This window comes from Kitasatospora sp. NPDC057936 (genome assembly GCF_042887525.1).
In the GTDB taxonomy this organism is placed as follows: domain Bacteria; phylum Actinomycetota; class Actinomycetes; order Streptomycetales; family Streptomycetaceae; genus Kitasatospora.
Genome location: NZ_JBHVPD010000058.1, coordinates 17,774 through 40,927, shown reverse-complemented (window position 1 = coordinate 40,927; position 23,154 = coordinate 17,774). Strand labels below are relative to the sequence as shown.

The window sequence follows — 23,154 nt, the reverse complement described above, 5'->3', positions numbered from 1 at the left end:
CTTTTTTGTTGGTGGTCGTTTTTTTTTTTTTAATTTCCCCGGCCCCCCGGACGGGGGGGGTGTCGTACCCCTTTATTACACTTTTTACGCGGGGCCCGGCGGCCGCGGCAAAACTCCCGCGGCCGCCGGGCCCGCACCGCACCACACCATCGCGCTGACGAGAGGAGACCCGTGATGACCGCGGCCTTCGAAGAGTTCGCCCGCCGCGCCTACGGCAGCCTCGACCACCCGACCTACCACCGGATCGGCAAGCTGCTCGAACAGGACCCGTACCGCCCGTTCCGGGCGTCCCTCCCGTCGTCCTGGCAGGTCGAGGACATCACCGACGACAACTGCGACGTCGGCTCGGTCTGGCGGATCGGCTGGGCCGGCGGCGGAGCCGTCCTGCGCCTGTCCGTCATCGGGCCGTACGCCACGGCCTTCGCCCTGCACCCCGACGGGTACGAGACCGACCGGTGCCTCTTCCCCGCCCCCGGTGCCCCGGCCCCCCGGGCGTCCGCCGCGGAGCCCGGCACCGAGGTGCACCGGCTCGCCGCACTCACCCGCGCAGCCGGCTTCGCCCTGCTCTCCGCACCGGAGCTGGCCCGTACCGTCCCGCTCCGGCTCCCCGACGCGGACGGCCCCGTCACCCTCTACGAGGCGCTGTTCTGCTTCGCCTGACGGGCGGCCGTCCTGCTTCAGCGTTCCGCGTCGGCCCGCACCGCGTACGGGACGAACGTGCTCGTGTGCTCGTCGACGGCCAGCGGCCGGCCGATGGCCGGGGCGGAGCGCTGGGGGCAGGCGGGGCGCTCGCAGACCTTGCAGCCGAGGCCGATGGGGGTCGCGGCGGCCTCGTCGGCCAGGTCCAGGCCGGTGGAGTAGACGAGGCGGGCCGCGTGCCGGAGCTCGCAGCCGAGGCCGATCGCGAAGGTCTTGCCCGGCCGGCCCCAGCCGCCGGGTGAGCGCGTGACGGCGCGGGCGGTCCAGAGGTAGCGGCGGCCGTCGGGCATCGCGGCGACCTGGACGTGGACGCGGCCTGGGGAGGCGAAGGCGTCGTAGACGTTCCACAGCGGGCAGGTGCCGCCGGTGCGGGAGAAGTGGAAGGCCGTGGCGGACTGCCGCTTGGAGACGTTCCCGGCGCGGTCGACCCGCACGAACGAGAACGGCACCCCGCGCAGGCCGGAGCGCTGCAGGGTGCTGAGGCGGTGGCAGACCGTCTCGTAGCCGACGCCGAAGTGGTCGGCGAGGTGCTCGATGTCGTAGCGGGCGGACTCGGCCTCGGCGTGGAAGGCGGCGTAGGGCAGGACGAGGGCGGCGGCGAAGTAGTTGGCCAGGCCGATCCGGGTGAGCGAGTGGGCCGCCGAGCCCCCGGGGCAGTCCTGGGCGGCGAGTTCGGTGAGCAGCGCGTCGTGCTCCAGGTACGCGAGCTGGGTGGCGAGGCGGAAGGCCTGCTGACCGGGGCGCAGCCGGTCGGAGAGCCGCAGGATCCGTCGGCCCGGGTCGTACCGGTGCAGCTGGTCCCCGCCGGCGGCGATCCGGACGCCGTGTACGGAGGTCAGCCGGTCGGCCAGCACCGCCCTCACCTCGCCGCGCCTGAGTCGGATGACGCTCGCCAACTCCTCGGCCGCGGTGTCGAGTTCATGGATGTAGTTCTGACGGCGGTAGAAGAACTCGCGGACCTCCTCGTGCGGGGTGCGGGCGTCCGCACCCGGTCCCCGGTCGCCCGCGAGCACGGCGAGCTGCTCGGCCATCGTGCTGCGCCCGCGGCCCAGGTCCGTCAACAGCCGGGCCACGGCGGGCAGTCGGGCGGCGAGCTCGTCGAGGTCACCCGGGGTGATGCGGCCGGCCGCGAGGTCGTCGCCGAGGGCGTCGCGCAGCTCGGCGGTGAGCCGGGCGCTGTCCGGCGGGGCGAAGTACCCGGCCTCGACGCCGAACGCCTCGGTGAGGCGCAGCAGGACGGGGACGGTCAACGGGCGGGCGTCGTGCTCCAGTTGGTTGAGGTAGCTGGGCGAGAGGTCGACGAGCCGCGCCATGCCGGCCTGACTCAGTCCGCGTTCCTCCCTGAGCCGGCGGAGTCTCGCACCCGCGAAGGTCTTTCCCATCGTCCTGGCTTCCCCTCGGTGTCGACGATCGGCGTGGCTCGGGCAGCCTAGCCGCGATGAGGCGCGGAGGGCCTTCGCAACCTTCGCGGATCTGCCGGCGACGCTTCGCAGAAATTGGCCCGGCTCCATCGGTGACGGCGGCGGCACCGGGTGCCAGAGTCGGTGCTGCGGCCGGGAGGCGTACAGGACGGCACCGAAAGGGGCAGGTCAACTGCTCTGCTCTGCCGTCCGGGCGACCACGTCCCGCGGTGTTCCATCGCTGCCCGGCGCCGCCCGGCCGCCCTCTCACCCGTGCGGAGAGAGGTACCTCACATCCTTCGCAAGACACCCCCGGGAGCGGATCACCATGACCCAGTCGGTTCGGCAGCAGCAGGAGCAGCAGGCGGCGGAGCTGGCCGCGCGGTGGGCGTCCGACCCCCGCTGGGCCGGCGTCGAGCGCACGTACACCGCGGCCGACGTCGTCCGCCTCTCGGGCACGGTGCGCGAGGAGCACACCCTGGCCCGGCGCGGCGCGGAGCGCCTGTGGCGCCAACTGCACGAGCGGGACTACGTCCACGCGCTCGGCGCGCTCACCGGCGGCCAGGCCGTCCAGATGGTGAAGGCCGGGCTGCAGGCGATCTACCTGTCCGGCTGGCAGGTCGCCGCGGACGCCAACCAGGCCGGCCAGACGTACCCGGACCAGAGCCTCTACCCCGCCAACTCCGTGCCCCAGGTGGTGCGTCGGATCAACAACGCCCTGCTGCGCGCCGACGAGATCGACGCCGCCGAGGGCACCGACGGGCCGGACTGGCTGGTGCCGATCGTCGCCGACGCCGAGGCCGGCTTCGGCGGCCCGCTGAACGCCTTCGAGCTCACCAAGGGCATGATCGCGGCCGGCGCGGCGGGCATCCACTACGAGGACCAGCTCGCCTCGGAGAAGAAGTGCGGGCACCTCGGCGGCAAGGTCCTCGTGCCCACCGCCCAGCACATCCGCACCCTCAACTCCGCCCGCCTGGCGGCCGATCTGGCCGACGTGCCGACCCTGATCATCGCCCGCACCGACGCGCTCGCCGCCAACCTCCTCACCACCGACGTCGACGAGCGCGACGCCCGCTTCTGCACCGGCGAGCGCACCGCCGAGGGCTTCTACCGGGTCGAGCCCGGCATGGCGCCGGTGATCTCCCGCGCCCTGGCCTTCGCCCCGTACGCGGACCTCATCTGGGTGGAGACCGGCACCCCGGACCTCGCCCAGGCGCGCGAGTTCGCCGAGGCGCTCAAGGCCGAGTACCCGGACAAGATGCTCGCGTACAACTGCTCGCCGTCCTTCAACTGGAAGGCCGCGCTGGACGACGACCGGATCGCCAAGTTCCAGCGGGAGCTGGGCGCGATGGGCTACCGCTTCCAGTTCATCACGCTGGCCGGCTTCCACGCGCTCAACCACTCGATGTTCCATCTCGCCCGCGGCTACGCCGAGCACGGCATGACGGCGTACGTCGACCTCCAGGAGGCCGAGTTCGCCGCGGTGCCGGACGGCTACACCGCCGTCAAGCACCAGCGCGAGGTCGGCACCGGGTACTTCGACCTGGTGTCCACCGCGCTCAACCCGCACGCCGAGACCCTCGCCCTGACCGGCTCCACGGAGGCCGAGCAGTTCCACTGATCCACCCCGGCGGCCTCTTCGGGGAGAGGACGCCCTTCACCCCGCAGCCCGGGGCCTCGTTGAGGGACGAGGCCCCGGGCCCCACCCACCCCGCCTCCTGGAGGACCGGATGAGCCAGCCCACCCGTACCGAGGTCCTCGGCGAGCACGAGGACCGCTTCGACGAGATGCTCACGCCCGAGGCACTCGCCTTCCTCGCGCGCCTGCACGACGAGTTCGCCGTCCGACGCGCCGGCCTGCTCGCCGAGCGCCACCGCCGCGCCGCCGCGCTCGCGGCCGGCGGCACGCTCGACTTCCTCCCGCAGACGCGCGCCGTCCGCGAGGACACCACCTGGCGCGTGGCCGGCGCCGGACCCGGCCTCGCCGACCGCCGGGTGGAGATCACCGGCCCGCCCGAGCGCCGGATGACGGTCAACGCGCTCAATTCCGGTGCGAAGGTGTGGCTCGCCGACTTCGAGGACGCCACCGCGCCCACCTGGCACAACCTCGTCTCCGGCCAGCTCAACCTGATCGACGCGATCGAGCGCCGGATCGACGACACGACGCCCGGGGGCAAGCGCTACCGGATCGGCGACGACCCGGCCACCATCGTCGTCCGCCCCCGCGGCTGGCACCTCGACGAGGCCCACCTGCTGATCGACGGCCGCCCGGCCATCGGCGCGCTGGTCGACTTCGGCCTCTACCTCTTCCACTGCGGCCGCCGCCAGATCGAGCGCGGCAGCGGCCCGTACTTCTACCTGCCCAAGCTGGAGAACCACCTCGAAGCCCGCCTCTGGAACGACGTCTTCACCTTCGCCCAGCGCGAGTTGGGCATCCCGTACGGCACCGTCCGCGCGACCGTCCTGATCGAGACCATCACCGCCGCCTTCGAGATGGACGAGATCCTCCACGAACTGCGCGACCACGCGGCCGGGTTGAACGCCGGCCGCTGGGACTACCTGTTCAGCCTCATCAAGAACTTCGCCCACCACGGCCCGCGGTACGTCCTGCCCGACCGCGCGACCCTCACCATGACGCAGCCCTTCATGCGCGCCTACACCGACCTCCTCGTCCGCACCTGCCACCGCCGCGGCGCCCACGCCATCGGCGGCATGGCCGCCGCCGTCCCGCAGCGCGACCCGGCCGCCAACGAGGCCGCCCTCACCAAGGTCCGCGCGGACAAGGAACGCGAGGCCGGCGACGGCTTCGACGGCTCCTGGGTCGCCCACCCCGGCCTCGTCGCCACCTGCCGCACCGCCTTCGACGCCGTCCTCGGCGACCGCCCCCACCAGCTCGACCGCACCCGCGAGGACGTCGACGTCACCGCCGCCGACCTGCTCGCCGTCCACCGCCTCTCCCCCGGCCTGCCGACCGACCACGGGCTGCGGTCCAACGTCGCCGTCGCCCTGCGCTACCTCACGGCGTGGCTCGGCGGCGCCGGGGCCGTCGCCGTGTTCGGCCTGATGGAGGACGTCGCCACCGCCGAGATCGCCCGCTGCCAGATCTGGCAGTGGCAGCACCACTGCACCCGGCTCACCGGCGGCTCCCTCGCCACCCCGGACCTGGTGCGCCGCCTGATCGACCGCGAGCGGGCCGCGCTCCTCGGCGAGGGCGTCGAACCCGAACTGCTCGACCACGCGGTGCGGATCCTCGAAGAGACCGCCCTCGGCGACGAACTCCCCGCCTTCCTCACCACCGAGGCGTACGCCCGCCACCTCGTCCGCGTCCGCGCCGCGGCCTGACCCGCCCACCCGTACGGAGGCAGCCTTGAACGAGATCCGCCGTCACGAGACCAGTCATGACGAAGCCAGCCGTGGCGAAGCCGGCCGTCACAAGACCGGCCGTGACAAGACCAACCGTGACGCGATCCGCCGCGTCGCCGTCGTCGGCGCCGGCCAGATGGGCTCCGGCATCGCCGAGGTCTTCGCCCGCGCCGGCCTGGACACCATCGTCTGCGAGAGGGACCCGGCCGCACTCCGGGCCGCCCGCGGCCGCATCGACCGCTCCCTGCACCGCGCCGTCGACCGCGGCCGGATCAGCCCGACCGACCGCGAGGACACCTGGGCCCACCTGCTGTTCGCCGACAACCTCGAAGCGCTCGCCGACCGCCAGCTCGTCGTCGAGGCCGTCATCGAGGACGAACGCGTCAAAACGGACGTGCTCACCGCGCTCGACAAGGTCCTCGCCGACGACGACGCGGTCCTCGCCCCCAACACCTCGTCCATCCCGGTCACCCGCCTCGGCAACACCACCGGCCGCGCCTCGCACGTCCTCGGGCTGCACTTCTTCAACCCGGCCCCGGTGATGCCCCTCGTCGAGCTCGTCTCCTCCCTGCACACCTCCCCACCCGTCCTGGCCCGCGCCGAGGCCTTCGCGCGCGACGTCCTCGGCAAACACGTCGTCCACTCCCGCGACCGCGCCGGCTTCGTCGTCAACGCCCTGCTCGTGCCCTACCTGCTGTCCGCGATCCGGATGGCCGAAGCCGGCCACGCCACCCCCGAGGACATCGACGCCGGCATGGTCCACGGCTGCGCCCACCCGATGGGTCCGCTCCGACTCGCCGACCTCATCGGCCTCGACACCGTCGAGGCGATCGCTCGGTCGATGTACGACGAGTACAAGGAGCCGCTCTTCGCACCCCCGCCCCTGCTCTCCCGCATGGTCGAGGCGGGCCTGCTCGGCCGCAAGACCGGGCAGGGGTTCCACCCGCACCGCGGGGTGTGACCGAGCCGGCCCCGCCGGTGTCCAGGCCTCTGTCGCGGAGGGCCGGACACCGGCGGGGCCTTGTGCTGTCCCCGGGGAAGGGGGTCGGATCAGCCCGCCAGTTCCTCGCGCAGGTGGCGGGCGGCGGCGACGAGGCTGTCGAGGGAGGCGCGGGTCTCCGCCCAGCCGCGGGTCTTCAGGCCGCAGTCGGGGTTGACCCACAGGCGCTCGGCCGGGATCGCCGCGAGGCCCGCGCGCAGCAGCGCCACGGCCTCCTCGGTGCTCGGCACGCGCGGGGAGTGGATGTCCCACACCCCCGGACCGACCTCGCGCGGGTAGCCCGCCCCGGCCAGTTCCCCGGCCACCTCCATGTGCGAGCGCGTCGCCTCCAGGGAGATGACGTCCGCGTCGAGCTCGTCGATCGCCGTCATGATCGCACCGAACTCGGCGTAGCACATGTGCGTGTGGATCTGGGTGTCGGCGCGGACGCCGGAGGTGGCGACGCGGAAGGCCTCCGTCGCCCAGTCCAGGTAGGCCAGGCGGCCGGCGGCCCGCAGCGGGAGGGTCTCGCGCAGGGCCGGCTCGTCGACCTGGACGACGGCCGCGCCGGCGGCCTCCAGGTCGGTGACCTCGTCGCGCAGGGCGAGGGCGACCTGGCGGGCGGTCTCGGCGAGCGGCTGGTCGTCGCGCACGAAGGACCAGGCGAGCATGGTGACCGGGCCCGTCAGCATGCCCTTGACCGGGCGGTCCGTCAGGCCTTGCGCGTAGCGGAACCAGTCGACGGTCATCGGGTACGGGCGGGAGATGTCCCCGGCCAGGACCGGCGGGCGGACGTAGCGCGTGCCGTAGGACTGCACCCAGCCGTGCCGGGTGGCGAGGTAGCCAGTGAGCTGCTCGGCGAAGTACTGGACCATGTCGTTGCGCTCGGGCTCGCCGTGGACGAGGACGTCGAGGCCCGCCTTCTCCTGGTAGGCGATGACCTCGCGGACCTCCGCCTCCATGCGCTCCCGGTAGGCGGCGGCGTCGATCCGTCCCGCGTTCAGGTCGGCGCGCGCGAGGCGCAGTTCGGTGGTCTGCGGGAAGGAGCCGATGGTGGTGGTCGGCAGCAGGGGGAGGCCGAGGCGGGCGCGCTGGGCCTCGGCGCGCTGCGGGTAGGCCTGGGCGCGGCGGGTGTCGTCGAGGGTGACGGCGGCGGAGCGGGCGCGGACGGCCGGGTCCCGGGTGATCGGCGAGCCGGCCCGGGAGGCGAGGTCGGCGCGGTTGGCGGCGAGGTCGGCGGTGATCGCCCCGGTGCCCTCGCGCAGGCCGCGGGCCAGCAGCGCCGCCTCCGCGGCCTTCTGCTTGGCGAAGGCGAGCCAGCGCAGGATCTGCGGGTCGACGTCGCGTTCGGCGGAGGCGTCGATCGGCACGTGCAGGAGGGAGCAGGACGGCGCGACGTCGACCCGGTCGGCGAGCCCGAGCAGGGTGGCCAGGGTGGCGAGCGACTGCTCCAGGTCGTTGATCCAGATGTTGCGCCCGTCGACCACGCCGGCCACCAGCCGCTTGCCCGGCAGCCCGCCGGCGGCGGCGAGGTCGTCCAGGTTGGCGGCGGCAGGTCCTGTGAAGTCCAGCGCCAGACCCTCGACCGGGGCCTTGGCGAGGACCGGGAGCGCCTCGCCCAGGCGGTCGAAGTAGCTCGCGACCAGCAGCTTCGGACGGTCGGTCAGCGTGCCCAGCTCGCGGTAGGCGCGGGCGGCGGCGTTGAGCTCGGCGGGGGTGCGGTCCTGGACGAGCGCGGGCTCGTCCAGCTGCACCCACTCGGCGCCGGCGGCCTGCAGAGCGGCGAGCAGCTCCGCGTACACGGGCAGCAGCCGGTCGAGCAGGGTGATCGGCCGGAAGTCGTCGTCGACGCCGGGGGCGGGCTTGGCCAGCAGCAGGTAGGTGACCGGCCCGACCAGCACCGGGCGGGCGGCGTGACCGAGCGCGAGGGCCTCCCGCAGTTCGCCGACCGCCTTGGCCGGATCGGCGGCGAAGGCCGTGCCCGGCCCCAACTCGGGTACCAGGTAGTGGTAGTTGGTGTCGAACCACTTGGTCATCTCCAGCGGCGCGACGTCCTGGGTGCCGCGCGCCATGGCGAAGTACCCGTCCAGCGGGTCGGCATCGACGGCGTCCCGGTGGCGGGACGGGATGGCGCCGACCGCGACGGTGGTGTCCAGCACGTGGTCGTAGAGCGAGAAGTCCCCGGTCGGGATCTCCTCGATGCCGGAGTCGGCGAGCTGCTGCCAGTTCCCCCGGCGCAGGTCGGCGGCGGTGGCGAGCAGCGTCTCGGCGGTGACGGCGCCCTTCCAGTACCCCTCGATCGCCTTCTTGAGCTCCCGGCCCCGGCCCTGGCGGGGGTAGCCGTACGCGGTGGCGAGGGTCGCCGCGGCTGCGGACTTCATGGTCAAGGGACTCTCCTTCGCGAGTCTGTCTCTCAAGTACCCGGCGACGGGACGAGGACGCGAAGGGATGACGCACCGGGCGAACCGCTGCACGGGCAGCTCCGCCTGGTGTGGTCGCCGACCCGCCCTCGAGGTCACCGGATGGCCGCGCGCGAACGGTCGCACGCGGGCAGCGGGCAGGTCTTCGGACTCGTGGGCACGGCCGGCCCTTGAAGGGCGGTCACCTACTGGCCGTCGCTTCCCAGACCCGGCCCGGGCCCAGTGCGTATGACGGCGGTCGTTCCCACTCACCGCTGCGGGGCAGTCCCGGACTGGCCAGTTGAAAGGCGTCACCGGGTTCCCTCTTGCGACGCCCCGCCTGGCGGACGGGGCGAACCAGCTGCACGGCCAGCCTACGGCCTATCCGCGGTCGCTTCGTCGGGGATTCGGCCATTCGTCCGGATGCTGAGACGACGTCAGGAGACGACGTCGGGATTCGGCGCCACCGCGGACGTGCCGGTGGGGCCGCAGTCGGCTGCGGCCCCACCTGTCGTACCTGTCGTACCTGTCGTACCTGTGGTGCTCGGTCGGTCAGGAGGCGTTGAGGGCCGTGTCGTCGATCACGAAGCTGGTCTGGAGCGAGGCGTCCTCGGTGCCGGTGAACTTGATGGTGACGCTCTGCCCGGCGAAGGAGGAGAGGTCGTAGGTGTGCAGGGTGTAGCCGTTGGCCGCGTTGACGTTGGAGAAGGTGGCCAGGGTGGTGGAGTTGGCCTGGACGGTGAGCTTGTCGTAGGCCGTGGTGCCGGTCTCGGCGGTGTCGATGTGCAGCCAGAAGCCGAGCGACGCCTTGCAGCCGGCCGGGATCGTGACGGTCTGGCTCAGGGTGTCGGTGTGGCTGCTGCCGTAGCCGTCGAGCCACGCCTTCCAGGAGCCGGAGCGGGCGGCCTCGCTCGCGGAGTTGTCGATCACGCCGGCGGTCGCGGTCCAGGGCGAGGCGCTACCCGTCTCGAAGCCCGGGTTGCCGAGCAGTTGGCCCGCACCGGTGCAGCCGCCGCCCTGGGCTGACACGGCCCAGGTGAAGCTCGTCGAACCGGAGGCGTTGGTGGCGTCCTTCGCCGTCACCGTCACGTTGTACGTGCCCGCCGTCGACGCCGTGCCGCTGATCAGGCCGCTGGAGGCGTCGATGGACAGCCCGGTCGGCAGGCCGCTCGCGCTGTACGTCAGGCTCTGGCCGGAGGCGGAGTCCGTCGCGCGGATCTGCAGGGAGGCGGCGCTGCCCGTGGTGGTGCTCTGGTTGCCCGGGTTGGTGACCGTCACGGTGTTGCCCGTGCTGGTGCCGGCCCGGAAGGCGGTCGGGCCGTTCGGCGTGCCGAGGCCGGTCGGGCCGTCGTAGCCGGAGCCCGCGGTGCACAGGTAGGACGGGGAGCAGGTGCCGTTGGCGCCGCTGGTCACGTCGTTGAGCGCACTCGTGTGCTGGTACGGGTACTGGGACGGGTAGTCGCTCGCGCCCGGGGTGCCGGCGTCGGCGTAGACGGCGGCGATGATCGGCGACGAGGCGCTGGTGCCGCCGTAGACGGCCCAGCCGCTGCCGCCGTAGGTCTGGTAGACGGCGACGCCGGTGGCCGGGTCGGCGACCGCGGACACGTCGGCGACGGTCCGGTTGGAGCAGCCGCTGTCGCTCTGCCAGCTCGGCTTGGGGTCGTAGGCCGAGCAGCCGGAGCCGGCGCCGTTGCCGCCCGAGCTGGAGCCCCAGACGGTCTCGTGCCAGCCGCGCGCGCTGGAGTCGCGGGTCAGCGAGGTGCCGCCGACGGCGGTGACGTACTGGGAGGCCGCCGGGTACTCGGTGCCGTAGCCGGAGTCGCCCGAGGACACGGTGATGGCGACGCCGGGGTGGTTGAAGTACTGGCTGTCCGAGGAGGTGTCGGTGGAGTCCTCGGGGCCGCCGTAGCTGTTGGACACGAACTTCGCGCCCTGGGCGACGGCCTGGTTGACGGCGGCGCCGAGGTCGGCCATGTTCGCCGAGCTCGCCTCGACCAGCAGGATGTGGGCGTTCGGGGCGGCGGCGGAGACCATGTCGACGTCGAGGGAGATCTCGCCCGCCCAACCGGTGTCGCCGGCCGGGTAGTTGGTGCCGCCGTTCTGGTCGATCTTCTTGAAGCAGCCGTTGGCGGTGGTGCACGCAGGCAGCCCGTACTGCGCGCGGTAGGTCGCCAGGTCGGACTCGGCGTTGGGGTCGTCGTTGGCGTCGACGATGGCGACGGTCTGCCCGGCGCCGCCGTTGGTCGACAGGCCGTAGGCGCTCTGCAGGTCGGTCGGCCCGAGGCCGGACGGGTTCACGTCGGGCGAGACCGCGCTGAGGGAGAACGCGTGCGGCTGCACCACGTCGGTGCGCACCAGGGCGTCGCAGGACTTCTGGTGACGCTGGGCCGGCTGGGCGCAGGAGTGCCTGACGTTCGCGCCGGAGGTGGCGGCCGTGGCGCCGGCCGGCGCCGCGACGGCGAGGCCGGCGGCCACCACGGCACCGACGGCGAGCGTCGCGGTGGTGGCGCGGAGTCCGCCGTGCCGCAGGGCGGTGTGGATGAGCTTGTGCAACGGAGCCCTCCCGGATGGGGGTCGGCCCCGGGCGTGCGGACACGCCGATGTGAGGCGGCGGGGTCGCGTGCAGGCCCGGGATGAGGGGGAAACGCGCACGTGCAAACGGCTGCCCGGGAGTTCGGTACGGCCGTGGGGCGTCGGCCCGACGGGGTGACGGAGGCCGTTCCGAGCTGAGGATGTCCAGGACATGCCAGGGGATGAGTTGCGGGAGCCGTCATGGCTCCGGCGCCTGAAAGGTAGCGAAGCCCGGACCTGTGGACAAGGTCGGCGTCCATGCCATGACCGAGGCTTTGACCGCCATGACCTGGTCTTGACCAGGCGTCATGCCGCCACTGGCGGTCGCCCGCCAACGCGCCGGACCGGCCTGGGGTTTGCCACGCACACGGATCGCCCGAGGTCCGCGCGGGTTGCGGGAGCCGCGCCGGGCCCCCGCCGCACCGTCAGCGCACCGCCACCGGGCGCACCGGGTGCTTGCTCAGGATCGACACCCGGTTGAAGGCGTTGATGGCGATGGCCACCCAGATCACCGCGGAGATCTGCTCGTCCGTCAGCGCCTCGCGCGCTGCGGTGTAGGCCTCCTCCTGGAGCGCCGCGTCCGCCGGGGTGGTGGTCGCCTCGGCGAGGGCGAGTGCGGCGCGCTCCTGCGGGCTGAACAGCTGGGTGTCGCGCCAGGCCGGGAGGGTGCCCAGGCGCTGTGTGGTCTCGCCGACCTGCAGGGCCGCCGCGGTGTGCACGTTGAGGCAGTAGGCGCAGCCGTTGATCTGGGACACGCGCAGGTTGACCAGTTCCACCAGCCGCCGGTCCAGCCCGGCCCTCGCGGCGGCCTCGCCCGCCGCGTCGGCCGTGGCGCGCATGGCGCGGAAGGCCGCCGGGCTCTCCTTGTCGACGAACACCCGGCGGCGTGCGGGGGCGGCGGTCACGGTCGTAGTCACATCGCTCACGGGAACTCCCTGGACGTTTTCGCTGTCGGGCGGCACTGCGCCATGGCATGATAGTCGAAGATAGTTGAAAGTAGAACTTCTTAGGAAGCGAGCACACCGTGACCACCACCGGCACCAATCCTGCCGAGCCGCACGCCGGAACCGGGGAGACCCGCCCCCGGGTGGAGATCCTGCCCGCCCGGGACGTGCCGCTGGGCGGGCCGCGGGCGATGACGGTGCGCCGGACCCTGCCCCAGCGCGCCCGCACGCTCATCGGTGCCTGGTGCTTCGTCGACCACTACGGCCCCGACGACGTCTCCGACACCGGCGGGATGGACGTCGCCCCGCACCCCCACACCGGCCTCCAGACGGTCAGCTGGCTGTTCAGCGGCGAGATCGAGCACCGGGACAGCCTCGGCGTCCACGCCTACGTGCGCCCCGGCGAGCTCAACCTGATGACGGGCGGGCACGGCATCAGCCACTCCGAGGTCTCGACCGCCGCGACCACCGTCCTGCACGGCGTCCAGCTGTGGGTGGCGCTTCCGGAGCAACACCGCCACACCGCACGGGACTTCCACCACCACGCACCGCGGCCCGTCACCCTGGACGGCGGCGAGGTCCGCGTGTTCCTCGGCACCCTCGCCGGCGACGCCTCCCCCGTCCCCACCTTCACCCCGCTGCTCGGCGCCGAGCTCACGATCCACCCGCACGCGACCCTCACCCTCGCCGTCGACCCCGCCTTCGAGCACGCCCTGCTCGTCGACCGCGGCGACATCACGCTCGCGGACACGCCGGTGCGCCCGGCCGAACTCGGCTACCTGGCCCCCGGAGCCACCACCATCACCCTCGCCAACACCGGCGACGAGCCGGCCCGGACGGTCCTGATCGGCGGCACGCCGTTCGAGGAGGAGATCGTCATGTGGTGGAACTTCATCGGACGGTCTCACGAAGACATTACCCGAGCGCGCGAGGAGTGGATGAGCTCCGCGAACCCCGACCGCTTCGGCGCCGTCGAGGGCTACCCGGGCGACCGCCTGCCCGCCCCAGAGCTCCCGGGAATCCCCCTCAAGCCCCGGGGAAACGTGCGCCGACCTGCGTAGTTACCGGTCGGGGGTGTGGCGGCCAGGTCCGCCGCACCCCCGAGCTGGAGTCCCCCTACGTCCACCTTGAAGCGCTCCTGTCGACACTCGGCTCGGCACTCGACGCGTGACACCGTTCGACCATCCGCGACAGCGCCTGACAGGACCAATGCTGACTCAATGCTGGCTTTGCTGACGGTCTATCAGGAATGACCGGGGCACTCACGGAGCCCGGGGAAGTCATCGCCGGGTGCCACCGCGAGAATCGGCGGAGGCCCTGCCGCGGCCCCCTCGCCGGTTGCCGAAGGACGGCCACCACGGGAGCGGCGCGGGCCGGAGAAGACAGCAACCATGCCGTCCGTTGCCCTCACCGACGATCTTGCTTCAAGCCAGTTATCAGACCCGGCCCCTGCGGGACATTCCCAGCCCCCTCTGTCGGCAAGAGCCCGCCCACCCACCCCGACCCGGCGCTAGGGTGACCTCATGGCGGACGCCCCGACGACAGCAGCACCCTCGGTCGAGGCGCTGGACGGCCTCGTCGAGCGTGCCTGCGAACCGCCGACCGGCAGGTCGCGGGCGAAGCAACTGCGCTGGGTCGCCGGTGAACTGCGCACCGCCCTGGAGCGGGGAGCGATCGTGCCCACGACCGTCGGCTCACTCGCCCTGCTCCTCTCGCCGAACACCCTCGCCGCCTACCTCACAGCCGCCGAGCGGGGCCTGCTGCGGCGCAAGCCCGGCGCACGACCGGGCCAAGCCTCACCCGCGTCCATGCGCGTCCGGGAGGACTGCCTCCGCATCCTCGGCGCCCTGGCCGGCATCACCGTCACGCTCCCGGACCGCAACCCGCCACCGGTCGAGCTCCGCCCCGTGGTCGCCGCCCGCCCGCGCAGCATCCTGCTCGGGCACCTGGAACACTCAGCCCGCCCTGGCCGGTCCGATGCCCGTAGTCGGATCCTCGCGATCATCGGCACGGTGCTGGACACCGGGTGCCGCGCCGGCGAACTCTGCGCCCTGCGCACTGACGCCGACAGCGCGCTGACGGTCCACTCCGATCTCGAATCGGCGCTCAAGGCGCCCGACCAGCCGGGCCCGGCACCCTGCGCGCAGGCCGACCCGGCGTAGGGGTCCGCGATGAGTGAGGGCCCTGCGATGAGACAGCCCGGAGGAGGCGCTTCGCGGGAACCGGCCGGGGCACAAGTCTCCGGGCGGACCAGGCGGCTCGTGCTGACCGGCAGCGAGGGCGCCGTACACCGTGGCCGCGAATTCAGCCGAGAGGCCCTGTTCTCCTGGCACTGGCTCCCCGCAGCCGACGAGGAGCAGCGCGCCGTTGCCGAGGACGTCCTGCTCATGGTGTCCGAACTGATCACCAACGCCTGCCTGCACGCCCCCGGCGGGCCACGCGAGCTGCGCCTGGACTGGGACGGCGCCCGGCTGCGTGTGGAGGTCACCGACACCAGCCCGGTTCCGCCCCGGCTGCGCCCGCGCGTCGATCCGGGTCGGCCGGGCGGACACGGCCTGCGGGTCGTGAACCAGCTGGCCAGGTCCTGGGGCTGCCTGCCCGAGGGGCCCGGCAAGGTGGTGTGGCTGGAGGTGCCGTCCCCGCTCGACCGTCCCGCCCGCCGGGCCTGACTACTGGCCGGGGTGCGGTTCCGGAAGCGGTGCCGGATCGGGGTCCGGGTAGGGCTCGGGCTTCGGGAAGGGGGGAATCGGCGGGGGCACGGGATCGTGGTCCTCGCCCGGTCGCGGCGCAGGATTGGGATGGGGAATCGGCTCGGTGTCCGGGTCCGGGGGTGTCGGGATCGTCATGGTGGCACCTTCGTCGAAGTCGGAAGCGGCGGCAGGGTCAACGGCCGAGCGCGTGCGCCAGCTCGCGCTTGTTCATCTTCGAACGGCCCTTGATGTTGCGGTGCTTGGCCTCGTTGTACAGCTGGTCGTACGTGGGGCCCTGGGCTCCTTCGTGCGAGCGCTGTCCGCCGCGCCGGCCGGAGGAGATGTCGTGGGTCGAGCTGCGGCTCCTAGGCCGCCTCCCCCGGCCCGAGGAGATCGCCGACGACCTTCACCTCACCGTCGAGCAAGCGACCGAGGGCTTGGTCGCCGGCCGCGTCTACCGACCCAACTCCCTGGACGCCCTGCGCGACAAGGACACCGACGAGACCGGCAGCGCACTGCTCGACCGCCTCGGCACCTGCGACCCCGGCATCGAACTCGCCGACTTCCGCACCGCCGTCCGCCCGCTGCTCGCCCACCTGCCCGAGCGCGAGCAGACCATCCTCAAACTCCGTTTCTGGGACGGCTGCACGCAATCCCAGATCGCCGACCGGATCGGCGTCTCCCAGATGCACGTCTCCCGCCTGCTCACCGCCGTCCTCACCCGCCTGCGCGAGCAGTTGGACGACCGGGACGCCCCCGGCTGGACCGACGAACCGGAGGAACCGGCCTGACTTTCCCCTCCCCCGGGCGTTTCCCCGCCCCCCGCAGCGGATAGCCGCGCTGCGCGGGGGGTCGTCAGCGTGGAGGAGGAGCACGGTGTCCCCGAAGGTTTCCGACTACATCCTGGAACGGCTGCGCGACGGGGACGTCGAGTACGTCTTCGGCTACCCGGGCGACGGCATCAACGGGCTGCTCGCGGCCTGGGGCCGGGCCGCGATCCACCTGCTCAACGGGCTGTACGACGCCAAGCTCGACCACGTGCCGGTGGTCGCGATCGTCGGGCAGACGGACCCTCGTTCCCGCCCGGGCCGCCGAGTACCGCACCGCGTGAACCCGCCCACCGGACACGACGACCCTCGACGATAGGAGTCCGGAATCATGACCCGCCGACCACCGAACGAGCAGGGGTTCACCGTTGATGTCCAGCCGTGGGCCGAAGGAACCGTCCTGGTGCCGTACGGGGAGCTCGACCTCGACACCGTCGCCGACCTGGAGGCGGCCCTCACCCCGGCCCTGGCCCGGCCCGGCACCGTCATCGTGGTCGACTGCGCCAGCCTGGAGTTCTGCGACTCCACCGGGCTCAACGTCCTGCTCCGTGCCCAGGCCCGCGCGACGGCGGACGGCAGCCGGATCGACCTGGCCCGCCCCCGGCCGCTGATCCGGCGCATGCTCGAACTCACCGGCGCCACCCACGCGCTCCCGATCCGCGACAGCGTCCCCGGCTGATGACGGGAGGCGCCTGGCGGACCGGAGCGACCGGGAGCGTCGAGTACCCAGTCGACCCGAAGGCCCGCGTTTTCGCCCGCATCCTGCGGCCCGACACCTGTCACGGCTGTCACCCTTCGGCCTCCGGTGGCACAGTGGGATCAGGCGACGGCGCTGCCGTCGCCGGGCCGGGCGCAGTGCGCGGCGCCCCGGCCGCAGGGCGATCCGGACGGTGGGACGGATGGACGAGCAACTGGCGGCAGGGGGAGAGCAAGCGCTCCGGCAGCTCCTGGCCGGGCTGACGGCCGTCCGCGACGGCGATTTCCGCATCCGGCTCACCCCGGGGAAGCCCGGAGTGCTGTCAGAGATCGCGGAGGTCTTCAACGGCATGGCAGATCAGCTGGCCCGGGTGACCTCCGAAGTAACCCGGGTGGCCCGCGAGGTCGGCACGGAAGGCCGGCTCGGCGGCCAGGCCCAGGTGCCGGGCTCATCGGGCACCTGGTCGGACCTCACCGACTCGGTGAACGCGATGGCGGGCAACCTGACCGGGCAGGTGCGCAACATCGCCCAGGTGACGACGGCGGTGGCCCGCGGCGACCTCACCCAAAAGATCGACGTGGACGCCCGCGGCGAGATACTGGAGCTCAAGAACACCGTCAACACGATGGTCGACCAACTGTCCGCCTTCGCCGACGAAGTCACCCGGGTCGCCCGCGAGGTCGGCACCGAGGGGCAGCTCGGCGGCCAGGCCCGGGTCGAGGGCGTGGCGGGGACCTGGCGCGACCTGACCGACTCGGTGAACTTCATGGCCGGGAACCTCACCGCCCAGGTCCGCAACATCGCCCAGGTCGCCACGGCGGTCGCCGAGGGCGACCTCACCCGCAAGATCGACGTGGACGCCCGCGGCGAGATACTGGAACTCAAGACGACCCTCAACACGATGGTCGACCAGCTGTCCGCCTTCGCCGCCGAGGTGACCCGGGTAGCCCGCGAGGTCGGCACCGAGGGCCGCCTGGGAGGCCAGGCGGACGTGCGGGACGTCTCCGGCACGTGGCGCGACCTCACCGAGTCCGTGAACGTGATGGCGGACAACCTGACCGCCCAGGTCCGCTCGATCGCGCAGGTGACGACGGCCGTCGCCGAGGGCGACCTCACCCAGAAGATCCGGGTGGACGCGCGCGGGGAGATCCTGGAGTTGAAGGAGACCATCAACACGATGGTCGACCAGCTGTCCGCCTTCGCCGACGAAGTCACCCGGGTCGCCCGCGAGGTCGGCACCGCCGGTAACCTGGGCGGGCAGGCCACCGTCCGGGGCGTCTCCGGGACGTGGAAGGACCTCACCGAGAACGTCAACGTGATGGCGTCCAACCTCACGGGCCAGGTCCGCTCGATGTCGGAGGTGGCGACCGCCGTCGCGCGGGGCGACCTGTCGAAGAAGATCACCGTGGAGGCGAAGGGCGAGGTCGCGGCGCTCGCGGGCGCGATCAACACCATGGTGGACACGCTGTCGGTCTTCGCCGACGAGGTGACCCGGGTGGCCCGCGAGGTCGGCACCGAGGGAGTCCTCGGCGGCCAGGCGCGGGTGCCGAACGTCGCTGGGACGTGGAAGGACCTCACCGACAACGTCAACTCGATGGCGCACAACCTGACCAGCCAGGTCCGCAACATCGCCCAGGTCACCACGGCCGTCGCCGAGGGCGACCTCACCCGCAAGATCGACGTGGACGCCCGCGGCGAGATCCTGCAGCTGAAGACGACCATCAACACGATGGTCGACCAACTGGGCTCCTTCGCCGCCGAGGTGACCCGGGTGGCTCGCGAGGTCGGCAGCGAAGGCCGGCTCGGCGGCCAGGCCGAGGTCGAAGGCGTCTCCGGCACCTGGAAGCGGCTCACCGAGAACGTCAACGAACTGGCCGGCAACCTCACCCGGCAGGTCAGGGCGATCGCCGAGGTCACCAGTGCCGTCGCGGCCGGCGACCTGACCCGCTCGATCACCGTGGACGCCTCCGGCGAGGTCGCCGACCTCAAGGACAACATCAATGCCATGGTGGAGTCCCTGCGCGACACCACCCTGGCCTACCAGGGGCAGGACTGGCTCAAGACCAACCTGGCCCGGTTCTCCGCCGCCATCCAGGGTCGACGGGACGTCCGGGCTGTCGCTGACATGATCACCGACGAGCTGACCGCCCTGGTCGGCGCGCAGTTCGGTGCGTTCTACCTCTTCGAGGCAACCGAGGACGACCCCGAACTGGTCCTCATCAGCGCTTACGGCCGCTCCCTCACGGGCCTCCCGGAACAGCGCCTGCGGCTCGGGGACTCCCTGGTCGGCCAGGCCGCCCGCAGCCGGCGGATCATCGCCGTCGACGACCTGCCGCCCGGCTACGCCGTCATCGGGTCCGGAGCCGGGCGGGCGGACGCCCGGTCCCTGGTCGTGCTGCCCATCACCCTGGAGGAACGGCTCCTCGGTGTCCTGGAGTTCGCCTCCGTCCACCCGTTCACCCAGGTCCACCGCGACTTCCTGGAGCAGTTCACCGAGAACTGCGGGGTCAACATCGGCACCCTGCTCGCCAACGCCCGCACCGACGAACTGCTCGGCGAGTCCCGTCGCCTGACCGTCGAACTCCAAGCCCGGTCCGTCGAGTTGCAGGAGGGCCAGGAGGAGCTGCGGCGCTCCAATACCGAACTGGAGGAAAAGGCCGCCCTGCTCGCCCAGCGCAACCGCGACATCGAGGCCAAGAACCTGGAGATCGAGCAGGCCCGCCAGGAACTGGAGGAAAGGGCCAGGCAGTTGAGCCTCTCCTCGATGTACAAGTCCGAGTTCCTGGCCAACATGAGCCACGAGCTCCGCACCCCGCTCAACAGCCTGCTCATCCTCGCCCAGTTGCTCGCCCAGAACGCCGGCGGCAACCTCACCCCCAAACAGGTCGAGTACGCGGGCGTCATCCACTCGGCCGGCACCGACCTGCTCCAGCTCATCAACGACATCCTCGACCTGTCCAAGGTCGAGGCCGGAAAGATGGAGCTCACCCCCGAGCCCTTCCCCGTACGCGAGCTCCTGGAGTACGTGGAGTCCACCTTCAAGCCCCTGGCGGACCAGAAGGGACTCGCGTTCGATGTCGCTCTGGACCGCAGCGTGCCGGGCGAGATCGTCGCCGACCAGCCGAGACTGCGCCAGGTCTTGCGCAACCTGCTGTCCAACGCCGTCAAGTTCACCGACAGCGGCCGGGTCGAGCTGCGGATCAAGCACGTCGAGGGACCGGACGTGCCGGCCGAACTCGGCCGGACACCGGCCGCGGTGGCCTTCGACGTCACGGACACCGGCATCGGGATAGACCCCGCCCACCTGGAAACCATCTTCGGCGCCTTCCAGCAGGAGGACGGGACCACCAGTCGGCGCTTCGGCGGCACCGGGCTCGGTCTGTCGATCAGCCGCGAACTCGCCCGGCTGCTCGGCGGAACCCTCTCCGTCACCTCCGCGCCCGGACGGGGCAGCCGCTTCACCCTCTGCCTGCCGGTCACCGACCCGCGGCACGAGAGCGACGATCCGGCCGATCGGCTGATCCTGGTGGTCGAACCCGACCCTCCGGGCCTGCTCACCCTGCTCACCCGGGCTGCCGTCGGATCCTTGGGCGCGGCCGAGACGGTGGCACAGGTCGTGAGTGCCGGAGACGCGACAGGGCTTCGGGCGGCCCTGACCGCCCCCGGCCCGCGGTGCGTCGTCCTGGACCTCGCCCGCTCCGGCGAACTCGCACCGACCCTGCTCAAGGAGCTGACGGACGGCACCCCCGTCCTCGGCTACGCGGGCGACGGCAAGGGCCGGCACCTCGGTGACACGACCGGAGGCGTCGACCTGGTCCACGGGCTGGACGACCTGCGGGACCGCGTGGTCCAGCTGCTGGGCGGCCCTCGCCCCGCCGCACAGACACCCGAGCCGTCTGCCGCGGCCGCAGACGAGGCGCTCGCCGGGCGGACCGTCCTGATCGTCGACGACGACGTCCGCAACGTCTTCGCCCTGGCCGCCGCTCTCGAACAGGGTGGCCTGAACGTCCTGCACGCCCCGGACGGCGACACCGGACTCGACCTGCTGCGAGCCCACCCCGAAACCGCGCTCGTCCTGATGGACGTGATGATGCCCGGGCTGGACGGCTACGCCGCCATCGCCGCCATCCGCGCCGACGAACGCTTCGCCCACCTGCCGGTCGTCGCCGTCACCGCCAAGGCGATGCCCGGGGACCGGGAGAAGAGTTTCGCGGCGGGCGCCGACGACCACGTCACCAAGCCCGTCGACACCAGCGACCTACTCGACCGGATACGGCAGTGGACGAACCTGCCATGACCACCGAGGAGGAACCCGCGAAGACCACCGCCCGGGCCCTGGCCGCGACTGTCCGCCAACTCCAGGACGCCGCAGCGCGGACCCGGGAGCAGGCCCGACGCCGAGCGGTCGTCGACGTGGCCACCGGCATGCTCGCCGAACGCCTCGGCCTCCTTCCCGCCGAAGCCTCCGCACGCCTGGCCCGGCTCGCCCGTGAGGCGGGCGTGCCGGTCCCGGTCCTGGCCGCCGACATCGCCGGCCTGGACAGCACGCCCTCGGCGCCCGAGGGCGGCCCGGCCACCCCCCCGAACCTGACACCCGCCCTCGCCGCCGAAACCGACCTCCAAAGGGCCGCCGACACGATCCTGGAACAGACGGACACGCTCGGCGTCCAGACCGTCGCACTCTGGCAGGTGCTGCCCGGCGGCGCGCTCGCCCTCGCGGCGCACGCCGGGCTCACGGCCGACGAATCCGACTCCTGGAGCCGGGTCCCGCCCGGCGTCGGTACCCCTGCCCAGCACGTCGTCGAGGGCGGGGCGGACCTGTGGCCCGGTGACCCTGCCACAGCGCTCCCTTCGATCGGTTCCGGCAGGTCCCGGGCCGTACTCCCGCTGCTGGACGCGGGCCGCCGCCGCGGCGCGTTCGAGGTGCTGTGGTCCGGCGCCCCTCCCACCCTCGGCCCGCCCCAGCGCCGCCGGCTGCTCGCACTCGCCGACCTCTGCGCGACCCTCCTCTCCCCCGTACGGGAGCCCGAGCCGCCCAACGAACTCGCCGTCCTTCTGGAGGGGATGCTCACACCCGCACTGCTGCTGGAACCGGTGGTCCGGGGCGGGCAGGTCACCGACTTCACGCTCTTGCGGATCAACGCCCGCTTCGACGACCCACTGGGCCGCCCCCGGGAGGCGCTGGAGGGCACCTCGCTCCTGGAGACCTACCCGCTCGCCTGCGCCACCGGGCTCTTCGAACGGCTGCTGCGGGTCCACCGCACCGGCGCTCCGCTGCCCGGCGAGTCCGTGGAGCTCGTCTTCGGTACCGGCCGCCTCGCGCTTCCCGCCGACACCCAGCTGGCCATCGCCCCACTCGGCGGCCGGCTGGTCGTCGGATGGCGGCTGGAGACCACGCCGTCCGGCGACGACCAGCAGGTCACGCTGCTGCGCCAGGCACAGCGGCTGGCCCGCGTCGCCGGATTCGAGGAACTCCCCGACCAGGGCGCGATCCGCTGGAGCGACGGCCTGCGCGAACTCTTCGGCCTGCCGCCCGGGGCCGCACCCGTCCCACTGCGCCACCTGGCCGGTCACGTCCACCCGGACGACGAACCCGCCGTCCGCCGCCTGCTGGACACGGTCCGGCGGCGGCACCGCACCGCCTCGGGAATCTTCCGCATCGCCCTCCCGGACGGCACGCACCGCTACGCCCACGTGATCGCCGAGCCGGTCCTCGACAACAACGGCCGGCTCCTCGCCGTCCGCGGCGCCTACCACGACGTCTCCGCCCAGCACCGCACGGAGGTCGCGCTCGGCGCCACCCAGGAGCGCCTGATCGACAGCGAGCAGCAGACCGTCGAGGGCGAGCAGCTGGCGCTCAGGTTGCAGCAGGCCATCCTGCCGGCCGCCCCGCCGCCGCTCGGTCCATTCGGTCTGAGCGCCGCCGTGCGCTACAGGCCGGCCGCCCAGCGCGACCGGGTGGGCGGGGACTGGTACGACGTGCTGCCGCTGCCGGACAAGCGGGTGCTCCTCGCGGTCGGGGACGTGGCCGGCCACGGCGTCGGCGCGGCCACCGGCATGGTCACCCTGCGGCACGCGCTGCGCGGCCTCGCCGTCACCGGGGCCGGGCCGGGCCAGCTGCTGGAGTGGGCGAATACGGTCGCGCTGCGCGAGCCGGGGCAGGTGACCGCCACCGCCGTCTGTGTGCTCTTCGACCCGGCCGCGGACCGACTGCGCTGGGCCCGGGCGGGGCATCTGCCACCGATCCGGTTCAGCGGCGGGGACGCGGAGGTCCTGCCGCTTCCCCACGGCGTGCTGCTCGGCGCCCTGCATGAGGCCCGCTACGAGGAGCGGACCACCCAGCTCGGCACTGGCGACGTGCTGCTGCTCTACACCGACGGTCTGGTCGAACGGCGGGACCGCCCGGTCGAGGAGTCGGTGGACGAGCTGATCCGGAACGCAGGCTCCCCCGGCCCCGACCTGGAGCGCTACCTCGACCGGCTGCTGGCCCTCAGCCCGGCCGACACCCAGGACGACACCTGCCTGGTCGCCGTGCGGGTCGAATAGAGCGGGGCCGCCGTGTGCGCGCAGCGTTAGGACCGGACGG

15 protein-coding genes, 2 pseudogenes and 1 riboswitch are annotated in these 23,154 nt (G+C 72.7%); of the genes and pseudogenes, 12 read left to right on the top strand and 5 right to left on the bottom strand.

Annotated features, from left to right (window positions below; translation table 11 throughout):
• The first annotated feature begins 174 nt into the window (after positions 1–174).
• Positions 175–660, top strand: coding sequence for a hypothetical protein (locus ACFVU9_RS27195; protein WP_387597712.1), 486 nt, complete (start codon positions 175–177; stop codon positions 658–660).
• A gap of 17 nt (positions 661–677) precedes the next feature.
• Here ACFVU9_RS27195 and ACFVU9_RS27190 read toward each other — a convergent pair whose 3' ends face one another.
• A complete protein-coding gene (locus tag ACFVU9_RS27190) occupies positions 678–2,081 on the bottom strand; it encodes a short-chain fatty acyl-CoA regulator family protein (RefSeq protein WP_387597710.1) in 1,404 nt (467 codons plus the stop codon).
• Between the two features lie 346 nt (positions 2,082–2,427).
• On the opposite strand from ACFVU9_RS27190, the gene aceA reads away from it, so the two are divergent.
• The 3 genes from aceA (at position 2,428) to ACFVU9_RS27175 (ending at position 6,422) form a co-directional block, all read left to right on the top strand.
• Positions 2,428–3,720, top strand: a complete 1,293-nt coding sequence (aceA, locus tag ACFVU9_RS27185; RefSeq protein ID WP_387597707.1) for an isocitrate lyase — start codon at positions 2,428–2,430, stop codon at positions 3,718–3,720.
• A 109-nt stretch (positions 3,721–3,829) separates the two neighbouring features.
• On the top strand, positions 3,830–5,440 hold the full coding sequence (aceB, locus tag ACFVU9_RS27180) for a malate synthase A (protein WP_387597704.1): 1,611 nt from the start codon (positions 3,830–3,832) through the stop codon (positions 5,438–5,440).
• 124 nt (positions 5,441–5,564) lie between these two features.
• The gene (locus ACFVU9_RS27175; RefSeq protein ID WP_387597757.1) at positions 5,565–6,422 is read left to right on the top strand and encodes a 3-hydroxybutyryl-CoA dehydrogenase; all 858 of its coding nucleotides are present in this window, start codon (positions 5,565–5,567) and stop codon (positions 6,420–6,422) included.
• An 89-nt stretch (positions 6,423–6,511) separates the two neighbouring features.
• Here ACFVU9_RS27175 and metE read toward each other — a convergent pair whose 3' ends face one another.
• From metE to ACFVU9_RS27160, 3 genes are all read right to left on the bottom strand, one after another.
• The gene (metE, locus tag ACFVU9_RS27170; protein ID WP_387597701.1) at positions 6,512–8,827 is read right to left on the bottom strand and encodes a 5-methyltetrahydropteroyltriglutamate--homocysteine S-methyltransferase; all 2,316 of its coding nucleotides are present in this window, start codon (positions 8,825–8,827) and stop codon (positions 6,512–6,514) included.
• A gap of 151 nt (positions 8,828–8,978) precedes the next feature.
• Positions 8,979–9,216: riboswitch (cobalamin riboswitch) on the bottom strand.
• 175 nt (positions 9,217–9,391) lie between these two features.
• Complete coding sequence (locus tag ACFVU9_RS27165; RefSeq protein WP_387597698.1) at positions 9,392–11,392, bottom strand: putative Ig domain-containing protein; 2,001 nt, start codon at positions 11,390–11,392, stop codon at positions 9,392–9,394.
• A 443-nt stretch (positions 11,393–11,835) separates the two neighbouring features.
• Complete coding sequence (locus ACFVU9_RS27160) at positions 11,836–12,249, bottom strand: carboxymuconolactone decarboxylase family protein (protein WP_380490876.1); 414 nt, start codon at positions 12,247–12,249, stop codon at positions 11,836–11,838.
• A gap of 185 nt (positions 12,250–12,434) precedes the next feature.
• On the opposite strand from ACFVU9_RS27160, the gene ACFVU9_RS27155 reads away from it, so the two are divergent.
• The 3 genes from ACFVU9_RS27155 (at position 12,435) to ACFVU9_RS27145 (ending at position 15,023) form a co-directional block, all read left to right on the top strand.
• The gene (locus ACFVU9_RS27155; protein ID WP_387597695.1) at positions 12,435–13,415 is read left to right on the top strand and encodes a pirin family protein; all 981 of its coding nucleotides are present in this window, start codon (positions 12,435–12,437) and stop codon (positions 13,413–13,415) included.
• Between the two features lie 462 nt (positions 13,416–13,877).
• Entirely contained in the window at positions 13,878–14,516 is a 639-nt protein-coding gene (locus ACFVU9_RS27150; protein ID WP_387597692.1) for a hypothetical protein, read from the top strand.
• Between the two features lie 99 nt (positions 14,517–14,615).
• Positions 14,616–15,023, top strand: coding sequence for an ATP-binding protein (locus ACFVU9_RS27145; RefSeq protein ID WP_387597689.1), 408 nt, complete (start codon positions 14,616–14,618; stop codon positions 15,021–15,023).
• A gap of 214 nt (positions 15,024–15,237) precedes the next feature.
• On the opposite strand, the pseudogene ACFVU9_RS27140 reads toward ACFVU9_RS27145, so the two are convergent.
• A pseudogene (locus ACFVU9_RS27140) lies at positions 15,238–15,408 on the bottom strand (plasmid stabilization protein); the annotation flags it as partial.
• Here ACFVU9_RS27140 and ACFVU9_RS27135 point away from each other — a divergent pair.
• The 5 genes and pseudogenes from ACFVU9_RS27135 to ACFVU9_RS27115 all read left to right on the top strand — a co-directional run bounded on the left by ACFVU9_RS27135 (position 15,386) and on the right by ACFVU9_RS27115 (position 23,114).
• Positions 15,386–15,835 carry a sigma-70 family RNA polymerase sigma factor gene (locus ACFVU9_RS27135; protein WP_387597686.1) on the top strand — a complete coding sequence of 150 codons (450 nt, stop codon included), beginning with the start codon at positions 15,386–15,388 and terminating at the stop codon, positions 15,833–15,835. The pseudogene ACFVU9_RS27140 and the gene ACFVU9_RS27135 sit on opposite strands and share 23 nt — an antisense overlap.
• A gap of 85 nt (positions 15,836–15,920) precedes the next feature.
• Positions 15,921–16,115 (top strand): annotated as a pseudogene (locus ACFVU9_RS27130) (thiamine pyrophosphate-requiring protein); the annotation flags it as partial.
• A gap of 87 nt (positions 16,116–16,202) precedes the next feature.
• Positions 16,203–16,550: an STAS domain-containing protein gene (locus ACFVU9_RS27125; RefSeq protein WP_387597683.1), complete on the top strand. Its 348-nt coding sequence runs from the start codon at positions 16,203–16,205 to the stop codon at positions 16,548–16,550.
• 220 nt (positions 16,551–16,770) lie between these two features.
• The gene (locus ACFVU9_RS27120) at positions 16,771–20,865 is read left to right on the top strand and encodes a HAMP domain-containing protein (protein ID WP_387597681.1); all 4,095 of its coding nucleotides are present in this window, start codon (positions 16,771–16,773) and stop codon (positions 20,863–20,865) included.
• Positions 20,862–23,114: a SpoIIE family protein phosphatase gene (locus tag ACFVU9_RS27115; RefSeq protein WP_387597678.1), complete on the top strand. Its 2,253-nt coding sequence runs from the start codon at positions 20,862–20,864 to the stop codon at positions 23,112–23,114. The genes ACFVU9_RS27120 and ACFVU9_RS27115 overlap by 4 nt, the downstream gene beginning before the upstream one ends.
• Positions 23,115–23,154: the final 40 nt, after the last annotated feature.

Bases quoted from the DNA above. Each gene is read 5' to 3' on its own strand.
- ACFVU9_RS27115 (WP_387597678.1), top strand. From the start codon at position 20,862: ATGACCACCGAGGAGGAACCCGCGAAGACCACCGCCCGGGCCCTGGCC.
- aceB (WP_387597704.1), top strand. From the start codon at position 3,830: ATGAGCCAGCCCACCCGTACCGAGGTCCTCGGCGAGCACGAGGACCGC.
- aceA (WP_387597707.1), top strand. From the start codon at position 2,428: ATGACCCAGTCGGTTCGGCAGCAGCAGGAGCAGCAGGCGGCGGAGCTG.
- ACFVU9_RS27190 (WP_387597710.1), bottom strand. From the start codon at position 2,081: ATGGGAAAGACCTTCGCGGGTGCGAGACTCCGCCGGCTCAGGGAGGAA.
- ACFVU9_RS27150 (WP_387597692.1), top strand. From the start codon at position 13,878: ATGGCGGACGCCCCGACGACAGCAGCACCCTCGGTCGAGGCGCTGGAC.
- ACFVU9_RS27120 (WP_387597681.1), top strand. From the start codon at position 16,771: ATGGACGAGCAACTGGCGGCAGGGGGAGAGCAAGCGCTCCGGCAGCTC.
- ACFVU9_RS27160 (WP_380490876.1), bottom strand. From the start codon at position 12,249: ATGCGCGCCACGGCCGACGCGGCGGGCGAGGCCGCCGCGAGGGCCGGG.
- ACFVU9_RS27195 (WP_387597712.1), top strand. From the start codon at position 175: ATGACCGCGGCCTTCGAAGAGTTCGCCCGCCGCGCCTACGGCAGCCTC.
- ACFVU9_RS27125 (WP_387597683.1), top strand. From the start codon at position 16,203: ATGACCCGCCGACCACCGAACGAGCAGGGGTTCACCGTTGATGTCCAG.
- ACFVU9_RS27135 (WP_387597686.1), top strand. From the start codon at position 15,386: ATGTCGTGGGTCGAGCTGCGGCTCCTAGGCCGCCTCCCCCGGCCCGAG.